Genomic DNA, 20,260 nt, shown 5'->3' with positions numbered 1-20,260 from the left:
AGAGCGGGAAGGTGATCCATCCACGTAATCCGCGTTCAATCCGTCGGTGGCTGTACCCATCAACCCACAGCCCTGAACCTGAAGAGGTACACATGCGTAGGTCTTTCTTCTCTGGATTGATGCTCTGTGTCGCCGTCGCCCTGACCACCGGTTGCGGGGTCGAGCAGGAGGAGCCGGCCGCGAGCGAGGTGTCGGCCCATGTGCCCGAGGAGAACCTCGGCGAGGCGGAGCAGAATGTCTGCGGTCCCGGCGCGCACGCCATCTGTGAGGGCTGGGAGGCCGGCGGCCGCCGGTGTCTGGCGAACTGCTCGGGCACCAACTACTGGATGGACACCGGCTGGGCCGCCTCGGGCTCCGGGCTCTCCGCCTGCTGGTACATCAGCCATGGAGAGTGCGGGGAGAAGGCCCAGAACTTCTGCTTCCAGCGTGGCTGGTCCTACCAGGGCGCCTGCTGGGGTCGCCGCGGCTGAGCTTCGAGCGGCATCACAGCGGTCCTGACCCGGGCGCGCGGCGCTGGACGTCGCGCCGCGCGCCTGCTCTCGGCGACACCTGTGCCTTGGCAGTAGCTCACTGGGCTCGCGGGTGAGCGGGAAGTCCATCCCGGCGAGCAGGTGACCGTGCGGGTCCTCCGCTGGGATGACGGTGTATGGATCGCCCCCCTCGACAGGCAGAAGGGATATCTGGCACACCCGTGCGTGTTGGGTGCGGGGCCGGCCGCCTGGAGATGCATTGCGAGGAAGGCAGCATGACGCGGTCTGGCTGGAGCAGGAGGGCCGTCATCCGGGTACTTACCGGGGCTCTCATCGTTGGGGCGGTGGGGTGTACGGACGGCGAGCGGGAGCAGGTGGACTCCGAGCGCAGGGCCTGGGAGACGGTGCGGCCGAGCCGCTACCGATTCGACTACACCGCGACGGGCTTTGCGCCCGGCGGGGGCCCCTGGCGCATCGAGGTGAACGAGCAGCAGGTCGTATCGGTGACCTACGTCGGCCAGGGGGCGGTCCCCACGCCAGGATTCACCGAGGCGACCGCACCCACTGTCGACGTGCTCTTCGAGCGCGTGGCGCGGGCCCTCGACGCGTCCTCCGTCGAAGTGACGGTGCGCCACGACCCTCAGTGGCACCATCCTGTCGAGGCGCACTTCGATAGGGGGATGGAGGGCGACGGCTTCAAGGCCGAGGGGCTCACTCCCGTGGACTGACCGGAGCGGTGCCGCCCGCTCGGAGGGCACTGACATCCGCGTCCGCTGGAGCGCGCGGCGCGCGTGCCAGGACTGGCACGTTCGCTCCGCCATCACCCCGTCCGCCGACGTCTCGCGTGTTCCAACCTCATGATTTCCGTGCGGGTCTCCCCCTGCGGGTGCCCTGGTCCCGCCCTTGCTCAGGTGCATCTCCGTTCCCCGCCACGGACGCGAAGGCGCCCGCGGCATACCCGGAGATGCACATGAAGAAGAGTCTGCTCGGCTGTCTGGTGTCGTTGACGATGACCGCCTGCGGTGAGGGCATGAGCACCCCGGAGGCCACGGCGGACCAGACTGCCCGGAGCCACGCTGCCCTGGTGGGAGACATCCACTCCATCCGCGGAGACACCGTGTGCCCGCCGAACGAGTACCTGATGCCGGTGGCGGATGCGCGCACCCATCAGGAGGCGCTCTGCGCGCAGCTCGGCACCTGGGACATCGTCCGCCTGGCGGGTGGGGGCTCGATGGTCGGCTCCGGTCATGGCTGCACCGTGCAGGACCTCGACTTCCGCGCGATGGGGGCGAGCGTCTGCATGCCGCGGCCGATGCCGGCCTACTTCAAGTCGCAAGGCGACAACCTGTGCCCGACGAATGCCGCCCTCATGAGCCCGGAGACCGCGGTCGCCAGACGCACCGAGCTCTGCGCGTACCTGGGCAAGTGGGACATCGTCCGGCTGACGGGAGGCGGCTCGATGGTGGGGTATGGCGCGGGCTGCGTCATCCGTCAGCAGGACACGCAGCCCATGGGGTGGTCGCTCTGCGAGCCCACGGGCTTCCCCTTCACCGTGGTGGACGGAGACGGACCGTGCGCGCCCGGGACGGCCGAGCTGTCCCCGCAGGAGGCCCGGGCCCGGCAGAGTGAGATTTGCGCCACGCTCGGCAGGTGGGACATCCAGCGTCTGTCAGGGCGCGGAACGATGAAGGGCCCGGGGGCGGGCTGCGTCATCAAGGACTGGGAGCCCGGCCTCATCGGTGCGACCCTCTGCAAGACGCTCTAGGCACGCAGCGTTACAGGCGCTCGGAAGCGGTCGATACTCCCGCCTGACCGCGGGGGGAGCCGGCCGCGTGCCGGGGGAGGGCGGCGTGTGAGCCTACCTCCGCCGGCGTCCCTCGGTGGGCTCGTTCACGGGGCCGTCCTCCGCCACCGAGAACGCGGTGAGCGCGCCCTGCGCTGGCATGGGTCTCACGGGAGCGTTCATCCACTCGGAAAGGCGCTGGGCCGCGAGCGCGCGCTCGGCATCGGGCAGGCGGCGGATGCGCGCGTTGCTGTGGTTGGCGTTGGGAACGGTGAAGCGCCAGGAGTCGTTGCGCTCCCGCACGCTGAAGGCCGCGGCGGACCACGGGTCCTGGTCTCCGTAGAGGAACATGATGCGCTGGCCCGCATGGTGGACCCAGAGCTCGGCCAGCAGCGGCACCAGCGGGTTGTACGGCTCCGTCACCTGGAACGGCAGGTAGACGGCGGACACGTCCTGGCCCCGGTAGCGCAGCAGGTCCTTCAGGTGGGCATCCGGGTAGCCCGGCCCGCCCAGCTCCGTGGCGGACTGGTAGTAGTAGCCAGCGTAGGCCCCGAGCGCGAGGTCCCCGTACGTGTAGAGGATGTCGGACACATCATCGAGCAGCTCGAACAGCTCGTCCGTGGAGACGGTCTCCGGCTCGGGGAGGTAGTCGCACCACTCCGCGGAGCCGTACTGCCAGAAGGCGAAGGGGAACTCGAGGACGGCGAACTCGAAGGCCCGGTCGGTGCCGAGGAGGTGGAAGGAGTCTTCATACGACTCCGCGAGGTCCTCCACGTACGGCAGCATCTCCTCGCGGCGCTCCAGGGCCGTGCGCTGGAGGCCCTTCAGCCGCTCCCGGCAGGCCGCGTCGCCCACCCTCTCCAGGAAGCCGATGTAGCGCGGGTCGCTGAGGCCGTGCGAGCTGGGCGCGACATAGGCCACCGTGGCGTCCACGTCGCGCGGGTAGAAGAAGCGGTGGTGGACGGCCGCCATGCCTCCCTTGCTGCCACCGGTGTTCAGCCAGCGGGCCGGGTACAGGGGCTTGAAGGCCTGGACGAGCTGGTGGAAGTCCGCCGCGGCCTGCCACACGTCCAGCCGCCTCCAGTCACGCGACAGGGGGAAGGACTCGCCGAAGTAGCGATACTCGACGGAGAGCTGGTTGGCCCCCAGCAGCCAGGTGGGCTCGTATTCGGACGAGTAGGAGGAGAGGGCGTACCCGCCGGAGTAGAGCACCATGGGTGCACTCTCCGAGCGGTGCAGCAGCGTCGCTCGCAGCGTGAAGCGCTCCCCGGACGGGCGCCGGTGGTCGGTGGGCACCTCGAAGCCCAGGTGGAAGAAGCGCGTCCCCGGAACCGTCGAGGGCCGCTCGACGACGGACAGCACGCCCGGCACGGCCTGGAGCCGCTGGACGAGGTCCGCCTCCTGGGCCTGGGACACCTCCAATGCAGCCACGGTGGTGGTGACAGCAGCCTCTGCAGCCGTTGCTTCCGGCTCGACTGGCGCGCCACAGGCCTGCCACAGCGCCGCTGCCACGAGCCACCACGCACTCCGCTTCCGCTTCTCGTCACTCCGCATGTCACGTCTCCCTGATGTGCGCCGGATTCAGTCGATGCCTACGACGTGCGCCGCACGCATGAATCCCGAGGGAGCGCATTTGTTTAAACGGATTTGCACCAGCAGGTGGATTGAGGGTCCGAGCTCATGGAATGAGCCCGGAACGATTTTTTAAACGCGGGAGGCCCCTGGGGATTCTTCGCGCAGTCACGACGTATACGGGCCCGCTGGGCGGGCCCCGGGAGCCCCCTTCCATGAAGACCGCCCGCGCCACGGTTGCCGTGCTGCTCGCCTCGCTCACCCTGTCCACGCGGGCCCGGGCCGCGGAGCCCAGGCCCTCCGGCGCCCCGGGCTCCGTCCTCAATACACCGGCGTATGGCCACCGGCTCGACGTGGGCGGCAGCTTCGGCTTCAACAACGCCGGAGGCATCGGGTACTTCACCGGCTTCGGCCTGGCGGCCGACCTGCGACTGGTGGACTTCCTCTCCGTGGGCACAGGCCTGGGCGGAGGGCTGTGGGGCCCGCGCCTCACGGCGCACGCGCGCGTCTATCCCCTGGGCGTCTCGCGCGCGTTCTTCCTCCAGGGCGCGCTGGCGCACAACCTCGGGCGCGATGCCTGGGTCGGCGGGGAGGAGGAGGGCGTCTACGTCACCCGCTCCGATGTCACCACCGCCAACGCCTCACTGGGCTGGCGCCACGACCTGGGCTCTCGCGGATGGCTGGCCTTCGAGGCGGGCTGGGCCTTCCGCTTGGACACCCCGCGATACCGGGCGGGCAGCCAGCGCCCGCTGACCGAGCTGGAGGAGCAGGTGCTGCGCTTTTCGCGGCCCGGCGGCGTGGTGCTGGGCATCTCCGGCGGCTTTTCCGTTCTCTAGGTGTTTCCATTAGGCTGCCGCGCGCCCCGCCATGACGGATTCCACCAGTGACTCACCCAGGGTGGTCCCCTTTCCCGGGGACGCCCGGCGACGGCTCGACTCGCGCACGGATGAGGAGCTGATGCTCCTTTCCGCCGCTGGCTCCGAGCAGGCCTTCGAGCAGCTCGTGCGCCGGCACCACGCGCGCCTGGCGCGCTACTGCGGCAAGTCCGTGGGCAGCGCCGCCGAGGGCGACGAGCTGGCACAGGAGACGCTGGTGCGCGTCTGGGAGGCGCGCCGTGACTACCAGCCGCGCGCACCCTTCGTCGTCTTCATGCTCACCCTCGCTCGCAACCTGTGCCGCAAGCGCGTGCGGGACTCGGGCCGGCGCGGCCGGTGGCACGAGGAGGCCCCCGCTGCCGGGCTGGAGGCGGTGGCCTCGCCGGACCAGGCGGACGTGGTGGACCAGCTGCTGGAGCGCGAGCAGCAGCGGCGCGTGCGAGAGGCGATGATGGCGCTGCCGGAGAAGTTCCGCGAGGCGCTGCTGCTGCGCTTCGACCAGGAGCTCGACTACGCGGAGCTTGCCCGCATCGTCGGGCGCAACGAGGCCACCATGCGCTCGCGCGTGTTCCATGGCCTGAAGAAGCTCCGTGCCAGTGTGTCTGGAGGTCGTCCGTGACGTCGCCATGCCCCGAGCCGTCGGTCTGGTTGCAGCTCGTCGACCGGCAGCTCCCCGAGGAACAGGCGCAGGCCCTGCGGGCCCATGCCCGCGGCTGCGCGCACTGTCAGCGCGGGCTGCGGGACACCGAGGCCCTGGCGGCCCGGATCGCCGCGCCGCTGGAGCCGGCGTCTTCCACCGATGAGGCGGTGGCGCGGGTGCTGCGCCGGGTGCGTGCGGGCCCCGCCGAGCAGCGCGCCCGCGCCCGGTGGAACCGTCCCTGGGCGGGAGGGGCCGTGGCCGCCGCGCTCGCCGCGGGACTCGCGGTGCTCTTCCTGCGGCCCGTGCCAGGGCCTCCGCATGGAGAGGGGACGGCGCTGGCGCGTGGCACCGCGGCGGCGTCGTCGCTGGGACGCAGCGTGGGCGTCACCTTCCACACGCCGCTGACGGGCACTACGCCGCTGGCCCCCGGCGCCGTGGTGCCGGCGGAGGCGGGCTTCGGGGTGCGCTACCGCAACGTCGATGCGCGCGGCCCGGTGTTCCTGCTGGCCTTCGCCCAGGACGCGCGGGGGGAGGTGCACTGGCTCCATCCCGCCCACCTGCACGAGGACGCGAACGAGCCGTCGGTGCAGCTGGAGGCAGCCCCGGAGGCGCGGACGCTGGAGGAGGTGGTGGTGCTGGAGGAGCCCGCGCCGGGGCCGCTGCGGCTCGTGTCTGTCGTCACCCGTGCGCCGCTGGGCGTAAGGGACATCGAGTCGCTCGCCCCGGAGGCCCGCACCCCCGAGGCGCTGCGACAGCGGTGGCCGGAGGCCTCGGTGGAGTCGCTGTCCGTCGTGCTGGCGGGGCCGGGGGCGAGGCCTTGAGGTCCCTGCTGTCGTTTGCCCTCGCGCTCACGCTGTCCACCGCCGCCTCGGCGCAGGAGCTGCCGTCCTCGCCGCCGGCGGTGTTCGCGCTGGTGGTGTCCAACAACCGCAGCTACGCGCCGGGCCGGGCCACGCTGCAGTACGCGGACGACGACGGGGCGAAGTACCACGAGGTCTTCTCCATGCTGGCGGAGCCCGGGGGACTGGTGCTCCTCACCGAGCTGGACACGGACACCCGCCGGCTCTTCCCGGCGCTGGTGCCGCTGGCACGCATCCCCACCTACGAGAACGTGGCGGACGCGGCCCGGACGCTGGCCGCGCGTATCGCCGAGGTGAAGCGCTCCGGGCGAGAGGTGGACTTCTACTTCGTCTTCGCCGGCCACGGCGACGTGGACAAGGGGCGCGGCTTCCTGGAGCTCGCCGACCGGGCCTTCGACTCGGAGGACCTGCAGGCGCTGCTGCGGCAGGTGGACGCCACGCGCGCCCACGTGTTGCTGGACAGCTGCAACTCCTTCTTCGTGGTGAGCCCGCGCAAGGCGGGCGGGCGGCGCTACGCCACCCCGAAGGACATGACGCAGCAACTGGGCGAGCGGCTGCCCGCGGTGGGCGTGCTGCTGTCCACCAGCGCCGAAGCCGAGGTGTATGAGTGGTCCGAGCTGCAGTCAGGCGTCTTCAGCCACGTGGTGCGTGCGGGGCTGATGGGGGCCGCGGACGCGGACGCGGACGGGCGCATCACCTACGTGGAGATGGAGGCCTTCGCGAGCATCGCCGCGCAGGAGATTCCCAACCCCCTGTTCCGGCCCCGCCTCTTCGCGCTCGGGCCGGGGCGCAGCGCGCAGGCGACGCTGGTGGACCTGCGCGCGGTGCGCTCGGCGGTGACGCTGAAGGTAGACGCCGCGCCCTCGGTGCGGCTCACGCTGCGCGACGCCCAGGGGCTGCGGTGGGCGGACCTGAACAAGGAGGCCGGTGTCCCGCTGGCGCTGCGGCTGCCCGCCGGGGTGGCGCGAGGCATGGAGGTGGAGCGCCTGGGGGCGCCCGACGCCGCGAGGGCCTGGACGCTGGAGGACGTCGTACCCGACACGTCGGTGGAGCTGGCGGGCTTCGCTCCGGGGCCCGTGCCCGCGGTCGCGCGCGGCGTGCAGGAGCAGCTGCGCCAGCTCTTCGCGACGCCCTTCGGCCCCCAGGCCCTGGCCGCCTTCGAGCAGGCGAGACGTTCGGAGCCGGCGCCGGTGTATGGCATTTCCCTGGCGGACCGGGAGCGGATGCGGCAGCTGCTGGAGACCTTCGGCGCGGTGGAGCGGGACCGGCGGCGGACGCAGAAGATTCTCTTCGGTGCGTCCCTGGTGTCGGCGGTGGGCTCCAGCGCAATCCTGCTGGTGCAGGGAGACACCACCTCGCGCCTGCAGGGGGTCGGCAACCTGGGCCTGGGGGTGTTCTTCAATGGCGCGGACCTCGTGCAGCAGCTGCGCAAGGAGGACCCGGAGGCCCTCCTCCAGGAGTTCAGCGCCGCCGAGGCAGACCCGGCGGCGGACCCGGGCCGCACCGTGGCCCGCGTGGACTACCGCCTCAACCGCTTCCTCGCGCAGGAGCGGAGGATAGGGCGCACCCTGGAGACGCTGGGCTGGCTCTACCTGGGCTCGGGCGCGGTGACGCTGTTCGTCGCCGAGTACCAGCGCTCGAAGGGGGCCGGCCACGAGACGGTGGTGAGCGGAGAAATCGCGTCGCTGGTCGCCGCGGTTGGCGGCGTCTCGTACCTGTTGCGCGCCTGGTACACGGAGAGCGCCACCGAGCACCTCGTGCATCAGTGGACCACGGACCCGGACCTGCGGCACCTGCCGCGGGTGTCCATGGTGCCGATGCGAGGCGGCGCGTTGTTCGCGGTGGACGGGCGCTTCTGACGCCTTCGTGGCTCGGCTGGCATGCGCTGGAGCGGTCGCGCCGGAAGCTTCCGGCGGCGGGTTCGATTCCCGCCGCCTCCACATTTTTAGGCCGTGATCACGGCTGGTTAGCAGCACCTTCCAGCCGTGTTGCGTCTATGTCGCGTGCCGTCGCAAAGGGCGCGTCGAGCACCGCGACAGCCTGCTTCCGGGTCTCGGGGCTCAGGTGGGCGTAGCGCATCGTCATTTCGATGGTCGCGTGCCCCATCAGCTCCTGAATCACCTTCAGCGGAACCCCCTTCATCGCGAGGTGGCTCCCGTAGGTGTGCCGCAGGTCGTGCCAGCCGATTTGCCCCTGCTCGCGGGTGATGCCCGCCGCCCGGAGCGCCCGACGTAGCGGCGCCTTCAACGTCCCTTCGGTGAGCTGCAGTCCGTCCTCGTGGCAGAACACGAAGCGGCCCCGAAGGTGGCGGTGTGCCTTGAGGGCATCCACCACGGACGCAGGCAGCTCGACCGCCCGCTCGCGCCCGCCCTTCGGCAAGCCCTCCACCCCGCGCCAGATAGTCCGGCGAACGTGAAGGGTGCTCCGCTGCCAGTCCAGGTCGGTCCACTGGAGCCCGATTAGCTCCCCCAGCCGCAGCCCCGCCTTGAGGGCGACGAGCAGCACGGGACGCCACTCCGGGTCAGCGGCGGCGACAAGCCGCTCGGCTTCGTCGAAGTTCAGGAAGTCGAAGGCAGCCTTCGGCACCTTCCCGAAGAGCTTCACGCGCGGGGCCTGCGGGATGACCCGCTGCTCTTCCGCGAGCGTCAGCAGCTTGTGAAGCACGTTCAGAACGTTGTTGATGGTCTTCAAGCTCAGGGGCTTGGCCTCTACGTCCTGCCGCTTCCGAATCGCCGCCTTTGTGGGGGCTTCCTTCCGGGCGCGAGCTGCTGACATCTTCTTCCGCATCAGCGCCTTGAAGTCTTCGATCTCGGCCGGGCCGATGCTCGTGAGCGCCATCTTCCCGAAGAACGGAACGACATGGTCGGCAAGGATCTGCCCCTTGCTGACGACGCTCGAATGTTTGTTGTTGTTCTCGCTGTAGGTGAGGAAACGCGGGGTGAACTCCGCGAGCGTGATCGCGCTTTCCTCGCCGCACTTCTCCTTTCCGAAAGTCCCGTTGAGGAGGGAGGCCCGCAGCTCGCGTTCGTATTGCTCAGCGCCGCGACGGGTCTGCACGGGCGAAGTCTTAGTGACTCGCTTCTCCCTCCCGTCCAGAAACTGAAACACCACGTCCACGGTCCATGCCTCCTCAGACTTCCCTGCCTTGTTCTTCCACCGCCGCAGCCTGACGCTCATCGTCGACACCTGTCGTCAGGACCGCGTCCCTTACCGGGGCTGGACTCTACCAGAGCGGCACGGCGGATCCGCAGCGCTTTCCCGATGTGCCCCCCGCACCTGCTTCAACCGGATCGGCTCATAGAGCGTCTTCCGCTTCACGAGCAGCGCGAGCGGGTAGCGGGCGCCTTCGTCATCGTCGAGCTTGCGCCCGGTCGTCGGGTCTACGCCGTGCAGGCACCTCGCGATGTCGATCAACGCTTCGCGAATGGCCACGTCATGCAGCCGGCCCGCGTCGAGCGCGTCGAAGATGGGAGCAATCAGCCGCGGGTTGTCCGCAGCCATCACCCCGAGGTCGTAAGTGAGGTTTGCGCCGACGAGGTGAACGTCGGGGTCGGCGATCGTGTTGCTGAAAAAGTGCCGAGTCTGCGCCTTGTCGAGTAGGCGCTCACTTCCGGGCTCGCGCGTCGCAATGCTGCCGCACACGAGCGGAGGCGAAATCAGTCCCCCGCGCTTACGGTGGGTCTCAGTGTCAAACGACCAAATCTTCAAGCCTCAACCCTCTCAGTGAGACAGTTCTTGTTCTGTGTCAGTGGGAGAGTTGAGGGTCAGCGTTAGCGTTGCGTGTAATGCAGATCCGCCAGCATCGCTCAGTTCAGGGTCGAGGCGGCGGATCGATCGAGATTTGGAACTTAGCGCCAGAGATCGTGTCGGTAATCAAAGGGAAGCGGTTCTCGTCGAGCGTAAGCTTAAGGTGCAGGTTCGTTCCGATGGAGTGGCCGTTTTCTCGCGCCTTGTCGACGAGGAGCGAGGCATTGGCCTTCGTGAGTCGCTCCAAGTCCTCCATGTATGCCTTCTCTCGATCTCCCCTGAAGACAATGTTTGGCGATATACCGAGCGGCGTAATACCGCCTCCGAGCGGCGCATACACCGTCCCGTCCGCCACCCGCAGCGGGAGATTGAAATGCTTCTTTTGCGCCATCTTATGTTCCGCGTTTGTAGTTGGCGCTTCGAGACCCAGAATGCCATTGAGTCGGAATTGCTGAATTGACTCGGGCCAGTTTGCGTGGAGGACTTCCAGGATCCTTCCTTCCGCCCAATCTCCGTGCTTGAAAATGCCAATCAGGTAGAAGTCGTTTGCGGTTATGCGCGCAAACAGTAGCGGGCCCGTACGTTCAATGAAGCCGCTGTTGGGCTCAAGCGCTTTCCCCAGGTGAAGATGATGAATTCCCCAGTAGTTGAGCGCCTGATCGTAGAAATCCGCATCCTTGGCGATCGACTTGCTCAGGTGAGGATTGAGGTCTTCACCCTGGCTTGCCTTGCGGATGATTTCATCTATCGCGCCTTGATGCGCGGCCGGGCCAACGAAATCACGAGCCGTGTGCGTTCTGCGTGGGGCCGCTCGAATTCGACGGCTTAGCAGGTTGAGGTATCGCCGGTGAACCTGCTCGGGGGTGTCGTTGGGGTCGGTGGGGTGCCCGAGCTTCGCAAGTTCGGCGCGGTAGGCATCGATCAAGTCGTCGTAGAAATTCGCCACGACTTCAAACTGCTGGTTGGTCGGCGACAAGCTGCTCTCCTGGGTCTGCCAGATTGTAGAACAGCCTGCCGACGAAGAGCCCGACGCGAAACTGACAAGAACCTGCGGGGTATGGGCAAGTGGGACATGTCGGGCCGTCCGTCTCTGGGGCACTCCCACTCCAAGGGTGTCGACGTATGACGTGAGGGGCGGGGCGACGCCCCTCACTGTCACACGGCCGAGCTGTGTAGCTCGGCCACCGCAGCCGCTACTTGAGCGCGTCGGCGAGCGTCGGGAGCTTGCACTCCTTGCGCGACTGCTCGACCTGCGCGAGCTGCTCGTCGTTCAGCTCGACGTGCGTCCAGCGGTAACCGCTGTTCTGCCACGCCGGATCGTGGGTGCTGACAGCACTCTAAATGCGTGCGCTTTTCGCGTATGGTTCACACAGCGGATTGCGGCCCGAATGCGGATTCAGATGCTGGCCTGCCCGGCACGAGTGGCACCGTGAAGCGGTTGTGCCACGTCAACTCGTCATTCCTCTGTTCCTATAACCCCATAGAGAAAAGTTGATGTAGGAGTAGGGATAAGGGAGAGGTGAGCGCCTGTGAGGTGCGCGCGTTTAGGGGTTTTCGGCGCCGCGCTTTTGACGCTGGCCACGGTTGACGCATGCTCGGCGATACAACGGCGCGACGAGCACGCAGGAAGAACCGGCCGAACCACCGTCACAAAGCGCACGCATTTCGATGGTGGGCGACTTGCTCCCCAAAGTTCTGGTTCAACGCGTGACCGATGCAGCTACACAGGCGGCGGTAGCGGGCCGAGTGTGCCCGGGCATGGCCGCCGACTGCAAGCACGGGCAATGCTTTCCGGAGTTCCTACGCGATGCCGCTGTACGACCGACCCCACGAAGCACAAGGCTGACCGCACAGTGAGCGACGTGCGCCACTCAATTAACTCACGAGCTGCGAAGCATCCGCTCGCGGCCGAGCGCCGGGCCCGGGTCTTCGAAGCAGTGCGCCACCTTGCCCCCGACCGACGTGAGCTGGTCTCCCGCGTCTTCGGCATCAACCGTGCGGCTCAGTCTGTGCGTTCCGTGGCCGAAGCCTGGGGAGCGCCGAAGAGCCGAGTCGACTGGATGCTCGTGCGTGCTCTAGCCGACCTGCGCCTGATGCTCGTCGAGCGAGGGCGCTGAGCTGCCAACCATGACCGCTAAGAGGCGCGCCCCGTGTGCCGCGTGCTCCCTTCCCATTGAGCCGGGCGAGGTCATCACCTACGAGCGCACGGTAGGGGCGCGGTACCTGGCATGTGCAGACCGCGAGGCGGCTCGGCGGCGCAACCTGTACGTGATGCCCTGCGAGCTATGCGGCGTGCGCCTGCTACGTGGGCAAGGCGAGCTGACTGTCGACGAGCGGCTGACGGATGACCGGGAATCCGCGCTTCCTGGAGACCATCAACACAGGGGAGGTTCGTGCGTGGTGCCATGCACGCGCGCGTCCGCCTCGCCCATCCACTGCGCCAGGTGGGCTTCCAGCGCGCCGAAGGACTCGAAGTCCCGGCCCGCCAGCGCGTTGCGTTTGACGTACTTCACCCCTGACTCCGTCTTGCCCTTGGTGCGAGCGCGGTAGGGCCCGCACGCCTTGGGCGTCACGTCCCAGTCCCGGCAGAACTGCACCCAGGCCGGGTGGAAACGCACGGTGCCCGCCTGCCGATTGTTCTCTTCAACCAGGGGACGGGCATTGTCCGAAAGCACCTCCAGCGGCACGCCGCCGAAGTGCACGAAGGCCGCGGCCACGCCCTCGCGCCAGTCGTCTCCGCGCTGGTTGAGCAAGGCGCGCACGAAGAGGCGTCGTGAGAACGAGAGCACCGCCACCAGCAGGAAGACCTTCACCACCTGCCCGCCCAGCCGCACCTTCTTCTCGCCGAAGTCCACCTGCATCTGCTGCCCTGGCCTCGTCTCGAAGCGCACCGTGGCCACCTGCGCCGCGTGCACCTGGCGCCGCCGCTTCTCCACCGCGCGTTGCACGGTGCGCACGCTGGCCTCCACGCCCTCCTGTGCCAGCAGCGCCCGGACGACCACGGTGTTGCCTTCGGCGGCCGAATCCCAGAGTTCCACCGCCCGTTGCTGCTCCGTCGGGGTGAGCCGCCGGGCCTTGGGTCGGACCTGCCTGTCGACCGCACGGCCCGCACGCAGGTAGCGCTTCACCGTGTTGCGCGCCACGCCCACCTCGCGCGCGATGCGCTTGGCGCCCCAGCCCGCCCCCGCCAGCACGCGCATCTGCCGCACCACTTCCTGCTCGACCATTGCCTCCTCCGCTGTCGAGCGGAGGGCTACTACTGCTGTCCCTTCCATTGATGCCTACCTCCCTGGTTTGCAGGCCCGGGGAGGGGGTCAATTTTGCTGTCGCTCTACACCAGCTCCGCCGTGAGGCCGCCCGCCCGGCCTACAACCCTCTTGCACATGTTCGCCCCAGCCCCATGGTGATAGGGCGAACACCGCGAGTCGGTCGGCGACAAGATTCGCAAAATGCGGTTCTTGGGTTGCGTAGGAACTACAGGGGTTCCAGACCAGCGGCCAGTCGAGCCAATCGGGACACGATCTCCTCTTCACTGGGACGATGCGTCACGTCATCCGAAAGGAATAGCTTGGCCTTCGGTGCATCTGCGGCCATCAGCGCGAGCCTCTTCTCCACCGACATTGAGCCAGGAGGGAGGTGCTCTTGAATGGGCACTCGCGACAAGTAGATCGAGTGGAAGGAATCTGGCGCCTTCGTGGTGTTGTGGCGCACCTGATGCGGGAACCAAGGCTGTAGATCCGCCATGAACCAATTGACCCGCTCTTTCTTGATGCGTTCCAGTCCCAAGAAGGATTCCAGATCCTTCCGCGTCAAGACAATGCACTCCAAGCCTCGTCGCCACGATTCGAGGCTGAGGTAGTGTCCAAGCACACGATGCTGACGACGGCAGAACTCGCGATGAGCCTCTGTAGCCATGAGGGGCAGGTTACCTCACTGCCCGCCGTCTTTGTGATGGGGCGGCCACCGCCCATGAGCTGCCAGACGGACAGCCGTGTTCTACTCAGCGAGAAAGCAGGGCGCGCGGGACGCTGACGCAGCGACCACCTCTCGTCCTTCTCCGGCTCGGCAGGCCGCTCCTTTCACAGGGGCACGGCGATCAGTTACGCGCTGACTGCCACCGCGCACCGGACAGGTACCACGGCGCCGAGGTGGTGCTCGGCGCGGGTAAGCTCTACGGCGCCGAGGTGGTGCTCGGCGCGGACGCTGGCGGCCACCACCTACCGGGCAGACACCTCGGCTCCGAGGTGGCGCTCGGCACGGGCGCTGGTGGCCACCGCGTACCGGCACGGCGCCACGACCCGAGGTCGTACTTGGCATGAACGCGCGCGGCGGACACGCACCGGGCAGACATCACGGCTCCGAGGTGGCGCTCAGCATGGACGCTGGCGGACACCACACCACGCAACGGGCGGGCACCACGACCCGAAGTGGCGCTCAGCATGGGCGTTGGCGCTACCACACACTGGGCGGGCAGCCCGGCCCGAGGTGCCGCGCGGCACGGGCGGGCACCATGGATCCGAGGTGGTGCTCAGCACGGGCGCAGGCCTCTACTACGCACCGGGTGGGCACTTGGGCCCAAGGTGGCGCTCGGGATGGACGCAGGCGGCCACCGCGCACCGGGCGGGCACCACATCGGCGCATCGGTGAGCGTTTCATCTCGAATTCGGTGATCGGGTTCGACGGGGACACGCCCACGTACCCGCCGCCATGCTTCTGGAGCCCGTTCCAGATTGGCGGCGGACACCTTCCCCTGGGGAGCGCTCGGCGCACACACCTCTGTGGGAGGCCCATCCGCTGGGTTCTGGCCGTGGCCCGACCTCGTTTCGGAGGATGGAGTCCTTTCCCGCTGGGGGCTGGATGAAAATGCATCGCGCTGCCGCGCTGCTGCTGCTGGTTTGGTTGACGGGCTGTGCTTCGGGGCGCGTGGTGCGCTTGGAGACGGGCCGGGGGCCGCCGGTCGTCTTCACGCCTCACAGCGGCGAAGCCGGACCGGTGGAGGTGGAGCGGCGCGAGTTCAAAGAAGCCGTGGCGAGGCTGGTGTGGCAGATGCGGCCCTCGGCCAATCCCCAGCGGGCCGCGCGGAACCTCTTGGGCGTGGAGGCCCGCAGCGGCACGTACCTCTTCAACCCGCGCACCCGGCAGATGACGCCGCAGGAGGGGGCTGCACTGACCTCCGACATGCCGCTAGCGGAGGTGGAGCTGACGCGGGCCTATCTGCGTTGGTGCGAGCGCACTGGACGCAAGGGCGACTGTCTGCGCCTGTTGGTGGACAGCCCCACGGTGACCGGAGACGGGCGCTATGCGCTGGCCATGGCCTTGGCCCAGGGCGTGGTCCTGGAAGAGATGTTGGACGCCTTCAGGGGCATGGCCGACCCGCACGCGGCGCTTTCGGCGGCGCTGTGGACCATGACCCTCTACTTGGTCCTCTGGTCGGTGCCCGAGCCGGTAAGCAAGGGCCTGGCTGCTGTGATGACGGCGACAGCCATTGTCTACCTCGGGGTGGACACCTTCTGGACGCTGATCGAGGGCTTCAAACGGCTGGTGGAAGAAGCGGACCGGGCCACCACGTTTGACGAACTCCGGGACGCAGGCGAGCGCTACGGCAAGGTGATGGGCCGGAATGCGGCACGTGCCTTCGCGCTGATTGCGACGGTGGCCGTCGGTAACACGGCTGCGGGGTTCGCCAGCAAGGTGCCCACGCTGCCCGGCTCAGCCCAGGCGGCGGCACTGGCCGGGGGGCGGGCAGGCATCCGCCTTGTCGCCGTGGGCGAAGTGGGCGCGGTGGCTGTGTCGGGCGAGGCTGTCACCGTGGCACTGGCACCCAGCGCGGTGGCCATGACGGCACGGGCCATGGGGGGCACGGCTGCCGCCCCGGTGGATGCGGAGGGCCACGACCACCACATCGCCACGAACAAGTGGTGGAAAGCCACGAACAATGAAGGCCCATGGTCACCCCGGTTTCAGGAGATTTTCGACAGGGCGGGCATGTCGCTGGACGACCCAGCCAACATCGTCCGCGTCAAAGGTCACAAGGGGCCCCACCCACTGGCGTACCATCAACGCATTTTCCGGCGCCTGGACGCGGCAACGCGAAACTGCCGCACCATGGAGCAGTGCCGCGAAGCGCTGACCGCAGAACTCGACAAGTTGGGGCAGGAGATCGCCACTCCCGGCACCATCCTCAACAGACTGGTGACGGGAGCATAGGGGCGACACAATGGTCCGCATGCCCAAGCGCTACTTTGACCTGAGCGACGACATGACCATTCCAGGCCGGTGGCTGCTCGGCACCCCGACTGACGCTGAAGGCCGAGCGTTGAGTGAACCATGGGTGTTCACTGACGGGATTCCTATTGGCGCTCCGGGCCGCATAAAGCTCCCGATGTATCTACCCGGAGCAGCACTCGACTTCTCGTTAGCGGCCCGTTCAACCCCGGTAGTCCACGCCAAGGTGGCATCCGTCTTCGCGGATCTTGCTCCCGATGACGTGCAGCTCTTTCCCGTGGAGGTCGCGGGCCAGACTGAGCAGTTCTGCATTCTCGTGGCAACCAAGCTGATTCGATGCATTGACGACAAGGCCACCGAGGAGATCCTGATGTGGACGCCGGAGGACGGGCGCCCTGAGAAGGTTGGAGAGTACCGAGACGTTTGGGGAATGCGGATTGACGCTTCGCAGGTAGGTGACGCGAAGGTGTTCCGCACCTGGGGCTGGCCCATCGCATTGATCGTTCGTGAGGAGATCCGCGACGCACTTGAGCGCATGGGCGCCACGGGAACGAAGTTTGAAGAGGTTTAGGGGCATGTTCCTCGGCTCCGAGGTGGTTCCCGGTGCCGGTGCTGGCTGCCGCTGCGCGCCGGGAGGGCTCTGCGGCCCGAGGTGGTGCTCGGCGTAGGCCGTGGCTACCACCGCATGCCGGGCAAGTTTCACGGCTCCCAGGTAGCGCTCGGCATTGGTGGCCTCCACCGCGCACGGACAAACTCAACGGCCCAGCGGTGGATGCCGGCCGTGGGGGCGGGGCGCTCTCCCGGCAGGCAGGCGCCAGGAGGGGCTTGCAGTAGTCGGGAAAGGGCCCGCACCGTAGCGACCATCACAACGACCCGACACGAGCGGGAGAGGAGAACCAAATGATGGTGCTTGAGGAACTGAAGCAGCTTGACCCCGCAATGTCCGAACTCGTCCGACGCTGGGGGCCGCGTTGCCTTGATCTACGCACCTGCGCCCGGTGCCGACGCCCCTTCGGATTCAGGAAGTGGACGGACGGCGAGCCATGCAAGCCATGGTCGCCCCTTGTCGTTCGGACAGGGGCGGGGAATGACGTCGTGGAGCACTGGCGGGTGTTCTGCTTCGAGTGCTCCGAAGGGCTGGGATCCTGGGGGGCGCTGGAGGAGTTCGTCTGCCACCAACTCGCCCACGTCTCTGACTAATGCCCGCTGCTGCGCGGATGCCCTGCCCCAGGCCCACGGCCGAGCGGTAAATGCAGGCCGTGGCAGAATGCGACCTATGCCCCTTTACGAGTGCAGCCTTTACGCTGGTGAGGTCTACTTCTCCCGGAGCATCATGGCAGACGGCCCGAAGCATGCGGCGACCCTCTTCAGGTTCGACGTGGCGGGTGGCAAGCTGCCTGAGGGGGACATCATGGTGCGCGACAAGAAGGGAAACCGTCACCGGTTCACATGGAGCCTAGAGCAGGTGGAGAAGTAGCCCCTACGCCTTCACCGTGTTGGGCAGCCCCTGCGCGCCTTGCCCGCTGGCATGCCACAAATGTGGCAGCCAGGGCCCGAGCCGAGCACTACCTCGGAGCCGTTGAGCCTGCCCGGTGCGCGGTGGACGCCATCCCCGCCGAGCGCAACCTCGGGCCGTAGTGCCGTGCCGGTGCGCAGCGGCAGCCAGGGCCCGTGCCAAGCACCATCTCAGGGGTTCTGGACATGTGAGCGGCCAAGCAGCGCCCCCGGATTCGGCATGCCTCTAGCTCAAGCTCAACCCGCGCGGCGTGCTAGGGACTTGGGGGTCTGTACGGTTACGGTGCTTCGTCCGAAGGACTTTGGATGTAGGGTGAACGCACCGCGACGCAGTGCCCCGCATCGCTGATTCAGCGGGTGGCCCGGCTACCTCACGGGACCAAAAAAGAACCAAATCGAATGGACGGGCCTGGACTCACCCGGACGGAAGGCATCTCCCATTCTCAGAGGGAAAACCGGGCGGGCAGCCTGTGGTCCGAGTAGGGACTAAATCCGCCAGTGCGGCTTCGATTCCCGCCGCCTCCACTGAGCAGAGAGCGCCCGAAGGTCGCGAGGCACCGGCAATCACCACGCCGGCCGCGTGCATGCCGGGCTTTTGGCGCAGGCCCTCCAGCGCGAGCGCGATTTCGAGCACGTCCTGGGTGGTGACGGGCCGGCCTTCCACCTCGCTGAGGGGAGGCCTCCACGCGTCGCCCGTCGCTCGGCGGGGCATTCCTTCGCGGCCGCGGGAACGGATGGCCTGCCAGGGGCGTCTCAAGGAGTCACCGCTGGAGGCCCGTCCTGCTGACCCTCATGTTGCTGAGCCTGCTGACCGCGCCGCCCGTGGCCGAGGTGGAGGTCGAGGTGTTCGTCCCGTTGTGTGACAACGCCTTGATTGCGTGTGGTCGCGAGCCGGCGGGCAACCCTCGCTCCCTGGAGACGAACCTCTACTGGGGCGCGATGTATGGGGCGGAGCGATTCCTCTCCCGGGCCCCCGGGTTCAAGGTGCGGAGTCGCCAGGACGGAGCGGCGGATTCCGCGGTGTTGCGCGAGCTGGTCCTCGAGCGGACCGCCGCCCCGGGAGAGCGGCCGGTTCGGCTCCTGCTCCACGCCTATGCGGGAGACCGGATTGACACCGCGCTGGAGGACTTCCTGCGTGCGGCGGCGGGCGCGAGTCAGGCCGACCTGGTGGTGTGGGCCGGACATGACCGGCTCATGGACCGCCCTCCGCCCAGGGTGGAGTCCCCTGCGGGTGCCACGCCAAGGCCCGTCGTCGTCCTGGCCTGCATGAGTGAGCAGTTCTTTGGTCCGGTGCTGAAGTCACTGGGCGCCAGGCCCGTCGCGCTCACCCGGACGCTCATGGCGCCCGAGGCCTACCTCCTGGAGGCATTGGCCACCACCGTTGCACGGCATGGGCCCACCGAGGCCACGGAGCTGCGCACCGCGCTCGTGGAGGCGTATGCGCGCTATCAACGAATCTCGCGCCGCTCCGCCAGCTCCGTCTTTGCGAAGGTGCCGAGGGCTCAAGAGGCGCGCTGAGCCTCCAGATGCCCGTGCTCAATCGCCACGGGGCGTCAACGTGGTCCGGGGGCTGGCGGACGTGACGGCGGTGCGAGCCATGGGCGGTGTTCCCGTGGCGATTCCGACGTCCCGGACGGCACGGGGCACCACCACGTTCCTCTCCTATTTCTTCTCTGGCTCGTCATTGTCGAGGATCTCGCTGAAGCTCAAGTCGAGCTGGCTCTCGAGCGTGGTGACGAGGCTGTCGAACTCGCGCGAGGACAGGCGGAGGCGCTCCTTGAGGCGGTGCTTCGTATCCTCGTAGACGGCCTGTCGTGCGCTTTTGATCCAGCGCGAGATCGTCGACTGGTCCACGCCAAACAACGGCGCCATCCGGGTCGTCGGTAGCCGATCCACGAAGTGGAGCCGCAGCAGGTGGCGATGCTCGCTCGACAGCGCGTCGAAGGCTTCGCGGACGGCCTGGAGGAACATGGGGCGGTAGCGACGCTTGATGAGGTCGAGATCCGCGTCCGGGTCGGGGGACTGCAGGCTCTCCAGGGCCGCGAGGACGTTCTCCTCGGAGGTCTCCCGGGTCGGGGGGCCCAGCCTGAGCGCCATGCGTGCGGCGATGACACGAAGCCAGCTCAGCAGTGCTCCGCGGCCTGTGTACTCGGCCAGTCGTGGCCCGGACTCCGAGGTGCCGAGCAGCAGATGGATGCGGACCATCTGGCACAGATCCTCGAGGATGGGGGTGGGGAGCTTGAGGTACGCGATCAGCGCCGGCAGCTTTGCAAGGTAGTCGCGCTCCAGGGCCTCGGTGGCTTCCGGCACGCCGTGGACGCAGGCACAAGCCAGGTAGAGGTCTTCGAGAGCCAGCTGCCCGAGCAGCTCCGAGGACGAGGGCGCTTCGTTGACCTCGGGCAGCACCCTGGACAGGTGGCGCACGAAGACTTCGGCGGGCAACGTCACCTGGGGCCATGCGTCACGGCCCTCCTCCCATGCGCGACGGAGCAAGTTCTCGAACTCGGTCATGTGGCTCCACACGCCTGACTTACGCCCGCCGTACCAGATGAGACTAGGATAATGCCGCGGGT

At 68.0% G+C, this 20,260-nt stretch carries 17 protein-coding genes and 1 pseudogene; 11 read left to right on the top strand and 7 right to left on the bottom strand.

Annotation, left to right across the window (positions count from 1 at the left end; translation table 11 throughout):
• Positions 1 to 92 precede the first annotated feature (92 nt).
• From LXT23_RS36270 to LXT23_RS36260, 3 genes are all read left to right on the top strand, one after another.
• Positions 93 to 470, top strand: coding sequence for a hypothetical protein (locus LXT23_RS36270; protein WP_253984996.1), 378 nt, complete (start codon positions 93 to 95; stop codon positions 468 to 470).
• Positions 471 to 745: 275 nt separating this feature from the next.
• Positions 746 to 1,198, top strand: coding sequence for a DUF6174 domain-containing protein (locus LXT23_RS36265; protein WP_253984995.1), 453 nt, complete (start codon positions 746 to 748; stop codon positions 1,196 to 1,198).
• 242 nt (positions 1,199 to 1,440) lie between these two features.
• Positions 1,441 to 2,235 carry a hypothetical protein gene (locus LXT23_RS36260; RefSeq protein ID WP_253984994.1) on the top strand — a complete coding sequence of 265 codons (795 nt, stop codon included), beginning with the start codon at positions 1,441 to 1,443 and terminating at the stop codon, positions 2,233 to 2,235.
• A 93-nt stretch (positions 2,236 to 2,328) separates the two neighbouring features.
• On the opposite strand, the gene LXT23_RS36255 is transcribed toward LXT23_RS36260, so the two are convergent.
• On the bottom strand, positions 2,329 to 3,807 hold the full coding sequence (locus LXT23_RS36255; protein WP_253984993.1) for a S28 family serine protease: 1,479 nt from the start codon (positions 3,805 to 3,807) through the stop codon (positions 2,329 to 2,331).
• A gap of 233 nt (positions 3,808 to 4,040) precedes the next feature.
• Here LXT23_RS36255 and LXT23_RS36250 point away from each other — a divergent pair, with 233 nt between their 5' ends.
• From LXT23_RS36250 to LXT23_RS36235, 4 genes are all read left to right on the top strand, one after another.
• Entirely contained in the window at positions 4,041 to 4,661 is a 621-nt protein-coding gene (locus LXT23_RS36250; protein WP_253984992.1) for a hypothetical protein, read from the top strand.
• Positions 4,662 to 4,782: 121 nt separating this feature from the next.
• Positions 4,783 to 5,319: an RNA polymerase sigma factor gene (locus LXT23_RS36245; protein ID WP_253984991.1), complete on the top strand. Its 537-nt coding sequence runs from the start codon at positions 4,783 to 4,785 to the stop codon at positions 5,317 to 5,319.
• The gene (locus LXT23_RS36240) at positions 5,316 to 6,161 is read left to right on the top strand and encodes a cupin domain-containing protein (protein ID WP_253984990.1); all 846 of its coding nucleotides are present in this window, start codon (positions 5,316 to 5,318) and stop codon (positions 6,159 to 6,161) included. The genes LXT23_RS36245 and LXT23_RS36240 overlap by 4 nt, the downstream gene beginning before the upstream one ends.
• Positions 6,158 to 8,059 carry a hypothetical protein gene (locus LXT23_RS36235; RefSeq protein WP_253984989.1) on the top strand — a complete coding sequence of 634 codons (1,902 nt, stop codon included), beginning with the start codon at positions 6,158 to 6,160 and terminating at the stop codon, positions 8,057 to 8,059. The genes LXT23_RS36240 and LXT23_RS36235 overlap by 4 nt, the downstream gene beginning before the upstream one ends.
• A gap of 97 nt (positions 8,060 to 8,156) precedes the next feature.
• Here LXT23_RS36235 and LXT23_RS36230 read toward each other — a convergent pair whose 3' ends face one another.
• From LXT23_RS36230 to LXT23_RS36210, 5 genes and pseudogenes are all read right to left on the bottom strand, one after another.
• Positions 8,157 to 9,377, bottom strand: coding sequence for a tyrosine-type recombinase/integrase (locus LXT23_RS36230; RefSeq protein ID WP_253984988.1), 1,221 nt, complete (start codon positions 9,375 to 9,377; stop codon positions 8,157 to 8,159).
• 30 nt (positions 9,378 to 9,407) lie between these two features.
• Positions 9,408 to 9,908 carry a 3'-5' exonuclease family protein gene (locus LXT23_RS36225; protein WP_253984987.1) on the bottom strand — a complete coding sequence of 167 codons (501 nt, stop codon included), beginning with the start codon at positions 9,906 to 9,908 and terminating at the stop codon, positions 9,408 to 9,410.
• A gap of 103 nt (positions 9,909 to 10,011) precedes the next feature.
• Positions 10,012 to 10,923: a hypothetical protein gene (locus LXT23_RS36220; RefSeq protein ID WP_253984986.1), complete on the bottom strand. Its 912-nt coding sequence runs from the start codon at positions 10,921 to 10,923 to the stop codon at positions 10,012 to 10,014.
• A 1,408-nt stretch (positions 10,924 to 12,331) separates the two neighbouring features.
• Positions 12,332 to 13,174, bottom strand: a pseudogene (gene istA / locus LXT23_RS36215) (IS21 family transposase); the annotation flags it as partial.
• A gap of 247 nt (positions 13,175 to 13,421) precedes the next feature.
• Complete coding sequence (locus LXT23_RS36210; protein WP_253984985.1) at positions 13,422 to 13,760, bottom strand: hypothetical protein; 339 nt, start codon at positions 13,758 to 13,760, stop codon at positions 13,422 to 13,424.
• Between the two features lie 1,044 nt (positions 13,761 to 14,804).
• On the opposite strand from LXT23_RS36210, the gene LXT23_RS36205 reads away from it, so the two are divergent.
• From LXT23_RS36205 to LXT23_RS36190, 4 genes are all read left to right on the top strand, one after another.
• Complete coding sequence (locus tag LXT23_RS36205) at positions 14,805 to 16,154, top strand: AHH domain-containing protein (RefSeq protein ID WP_253984984.1); 1,350 nt, start codon at positions 14,805 to 14,807, stop codon at positions 16,152 to 16,154.
• 19 nt (positions 16,155 to 16,173) lie between these two features.
• Positions 16,174 to 16,743 carry a hypothetical protein gene (locus LXT23_RS36200; protein ID WP_253984983.1) on the top strand — a complete coding sequence of 190 codons (570 nt, stop codon included), beginning with the start codon at positions 16,174 to 16,176 and terminating at the stop codon, positions 16,741 to 16,743.
• Between the two features lie 705 nt (positions 16,744 to 17,448).
• Entirely contained in the window at positions 17,449 to 17,649 is a 201-nt protein-coding gene (locus LXT23_RS36195) for a hypothetical protein (protein ID WP_253984982.1), read from the top strand.
• A gap of 830 nt (positions 17,650 to 18,479) precedes the next feature.
• Positions 18,480 to 19,205, top strand: a complete 726-nt coding sequence (locus LXT23_RS36190) for a hypothetical protein (RefSeq protein WP_253984981.1) — start codon at positions 18,480 to 18,482, stop codon at positions 19,203 to 19,205.
• A gap of 144 nt (positions 19,206 to 19,349) precedes the next feature.
• On the opposite strand, the gene LXT23_RS36185 is transcribed toward LXT23_RS36190, so the two are convergent.
• On the bottom strand, positions 19,350 to 20,198 hold the full coding sequence (locus LXT23_RS36185) for a sigma-70 family RNA polymerase sigma factor (protein ID WP_253984980.1): 849 nt from the start codon (positions 20,196 to 20,198) through the stop codon (positions 19,350 to 19,352).
• Positions 20,199 to 20,260 lie beyond the last annotated feature (62 nt).

The organism is Pyxidicoccus xibeiensis (assembly GCF_024198175.1).
In the GTDB taxonomy this organism is placed as follows: domain Bacteria; phylum Myxococcota; class Myxococcia; order Myxococcales; family Myxococcaceae; genus Myxococcus; species Myxococcus xibeiensis.
Note: the sequence above shows the minus strand (reverse complement) of the source record. Positions and strands in the feature narration are given on the sequence as shown.

Coding starts and splice junctions, on each gene's coding strand:
- LXT23_RS36205 (WP_253984984.1), top strand. CDS start 14,805: ATGAAAATGCATCGCGCTGCCGCGCTGCTGCTGCTGGTTTGGTTGACG.
- LXT23_RS36250 (WP_253984992.1), top strand. CDS start 4,041: ATGAAGACCGCCCGCGCCACGGTTGCCGTGCTGCTCGCCTCGCTCACC.
- LXT23_RS36185 (WP_253984980.1), bottom strand. CDS start 20,198: ATGACCGAGTTCGAGAACTTGCTCCGTCGCGCATGGGAGGAGGGCCGT.
- LXT23_RS36255 (WP_253984993.1), bottom strand. CDS start 3,807: ATGCGGAGTGACGAGAAGCGGAAGCGGAGTGCGTGGTGGCTCGTGGCA.
- LXT23_RS36195 (WP_253984982.1), top strand. CDS start 17,449: ATGCCCCTTTACGAGTGCAGCCTTTACGCTGGTGAGGTCTACTTCTCC.
- LXT23_RS36200 (WP_253984983.1), top strand. CDS start 16,174: ATGCCCAAGCGCTACTTTGACCTGAGCGACGACATGACCATTCCAGGC.
- LXT23_RS36230 (WP_253984988.1), bottom strand. CDS start 9,377: ATGAGCGTCAGGCTGCGGCGGTGGAAGAACAAGGCAGGGAAGTCTGAG.
- LXT23_RS36260 (WP_253984994.1), top strand. CDS start 1,441: ATGAAGAAGAGTCTGCTCGGCTGTCTGGTGTCGTTGACGATGACCGCC.
- LXT23_RS36190 (WP_253984981.1), top strand. CDS start 18,480: ATGTTGCTGAGCCTGCTGACCGCGCCGCCCGTGGCCGAGGTGGAGGTC.
- LXT23_RS36265 (WP_253984995.1), top strand. CDS start 746: ATGACGCGGTCTGGCTGGAGCAGGAGGGCCGTCATCCGGGTACTTACC.
- LXT23_RS36270 (WP_253984996.1), top strand. CDS start 93: ATGCGTAGGTCTTTCTTCTCTGGATTGATGCTCTGTGTCGCCGTCGCC.
- LXT23_RS36245 (WP_253984991.1), top strand. CDS start 4,783: ATGCTCCTTTCCGCCGCTGGCTCCGAGCAGGCCTTCGAGCAGCTCGTG.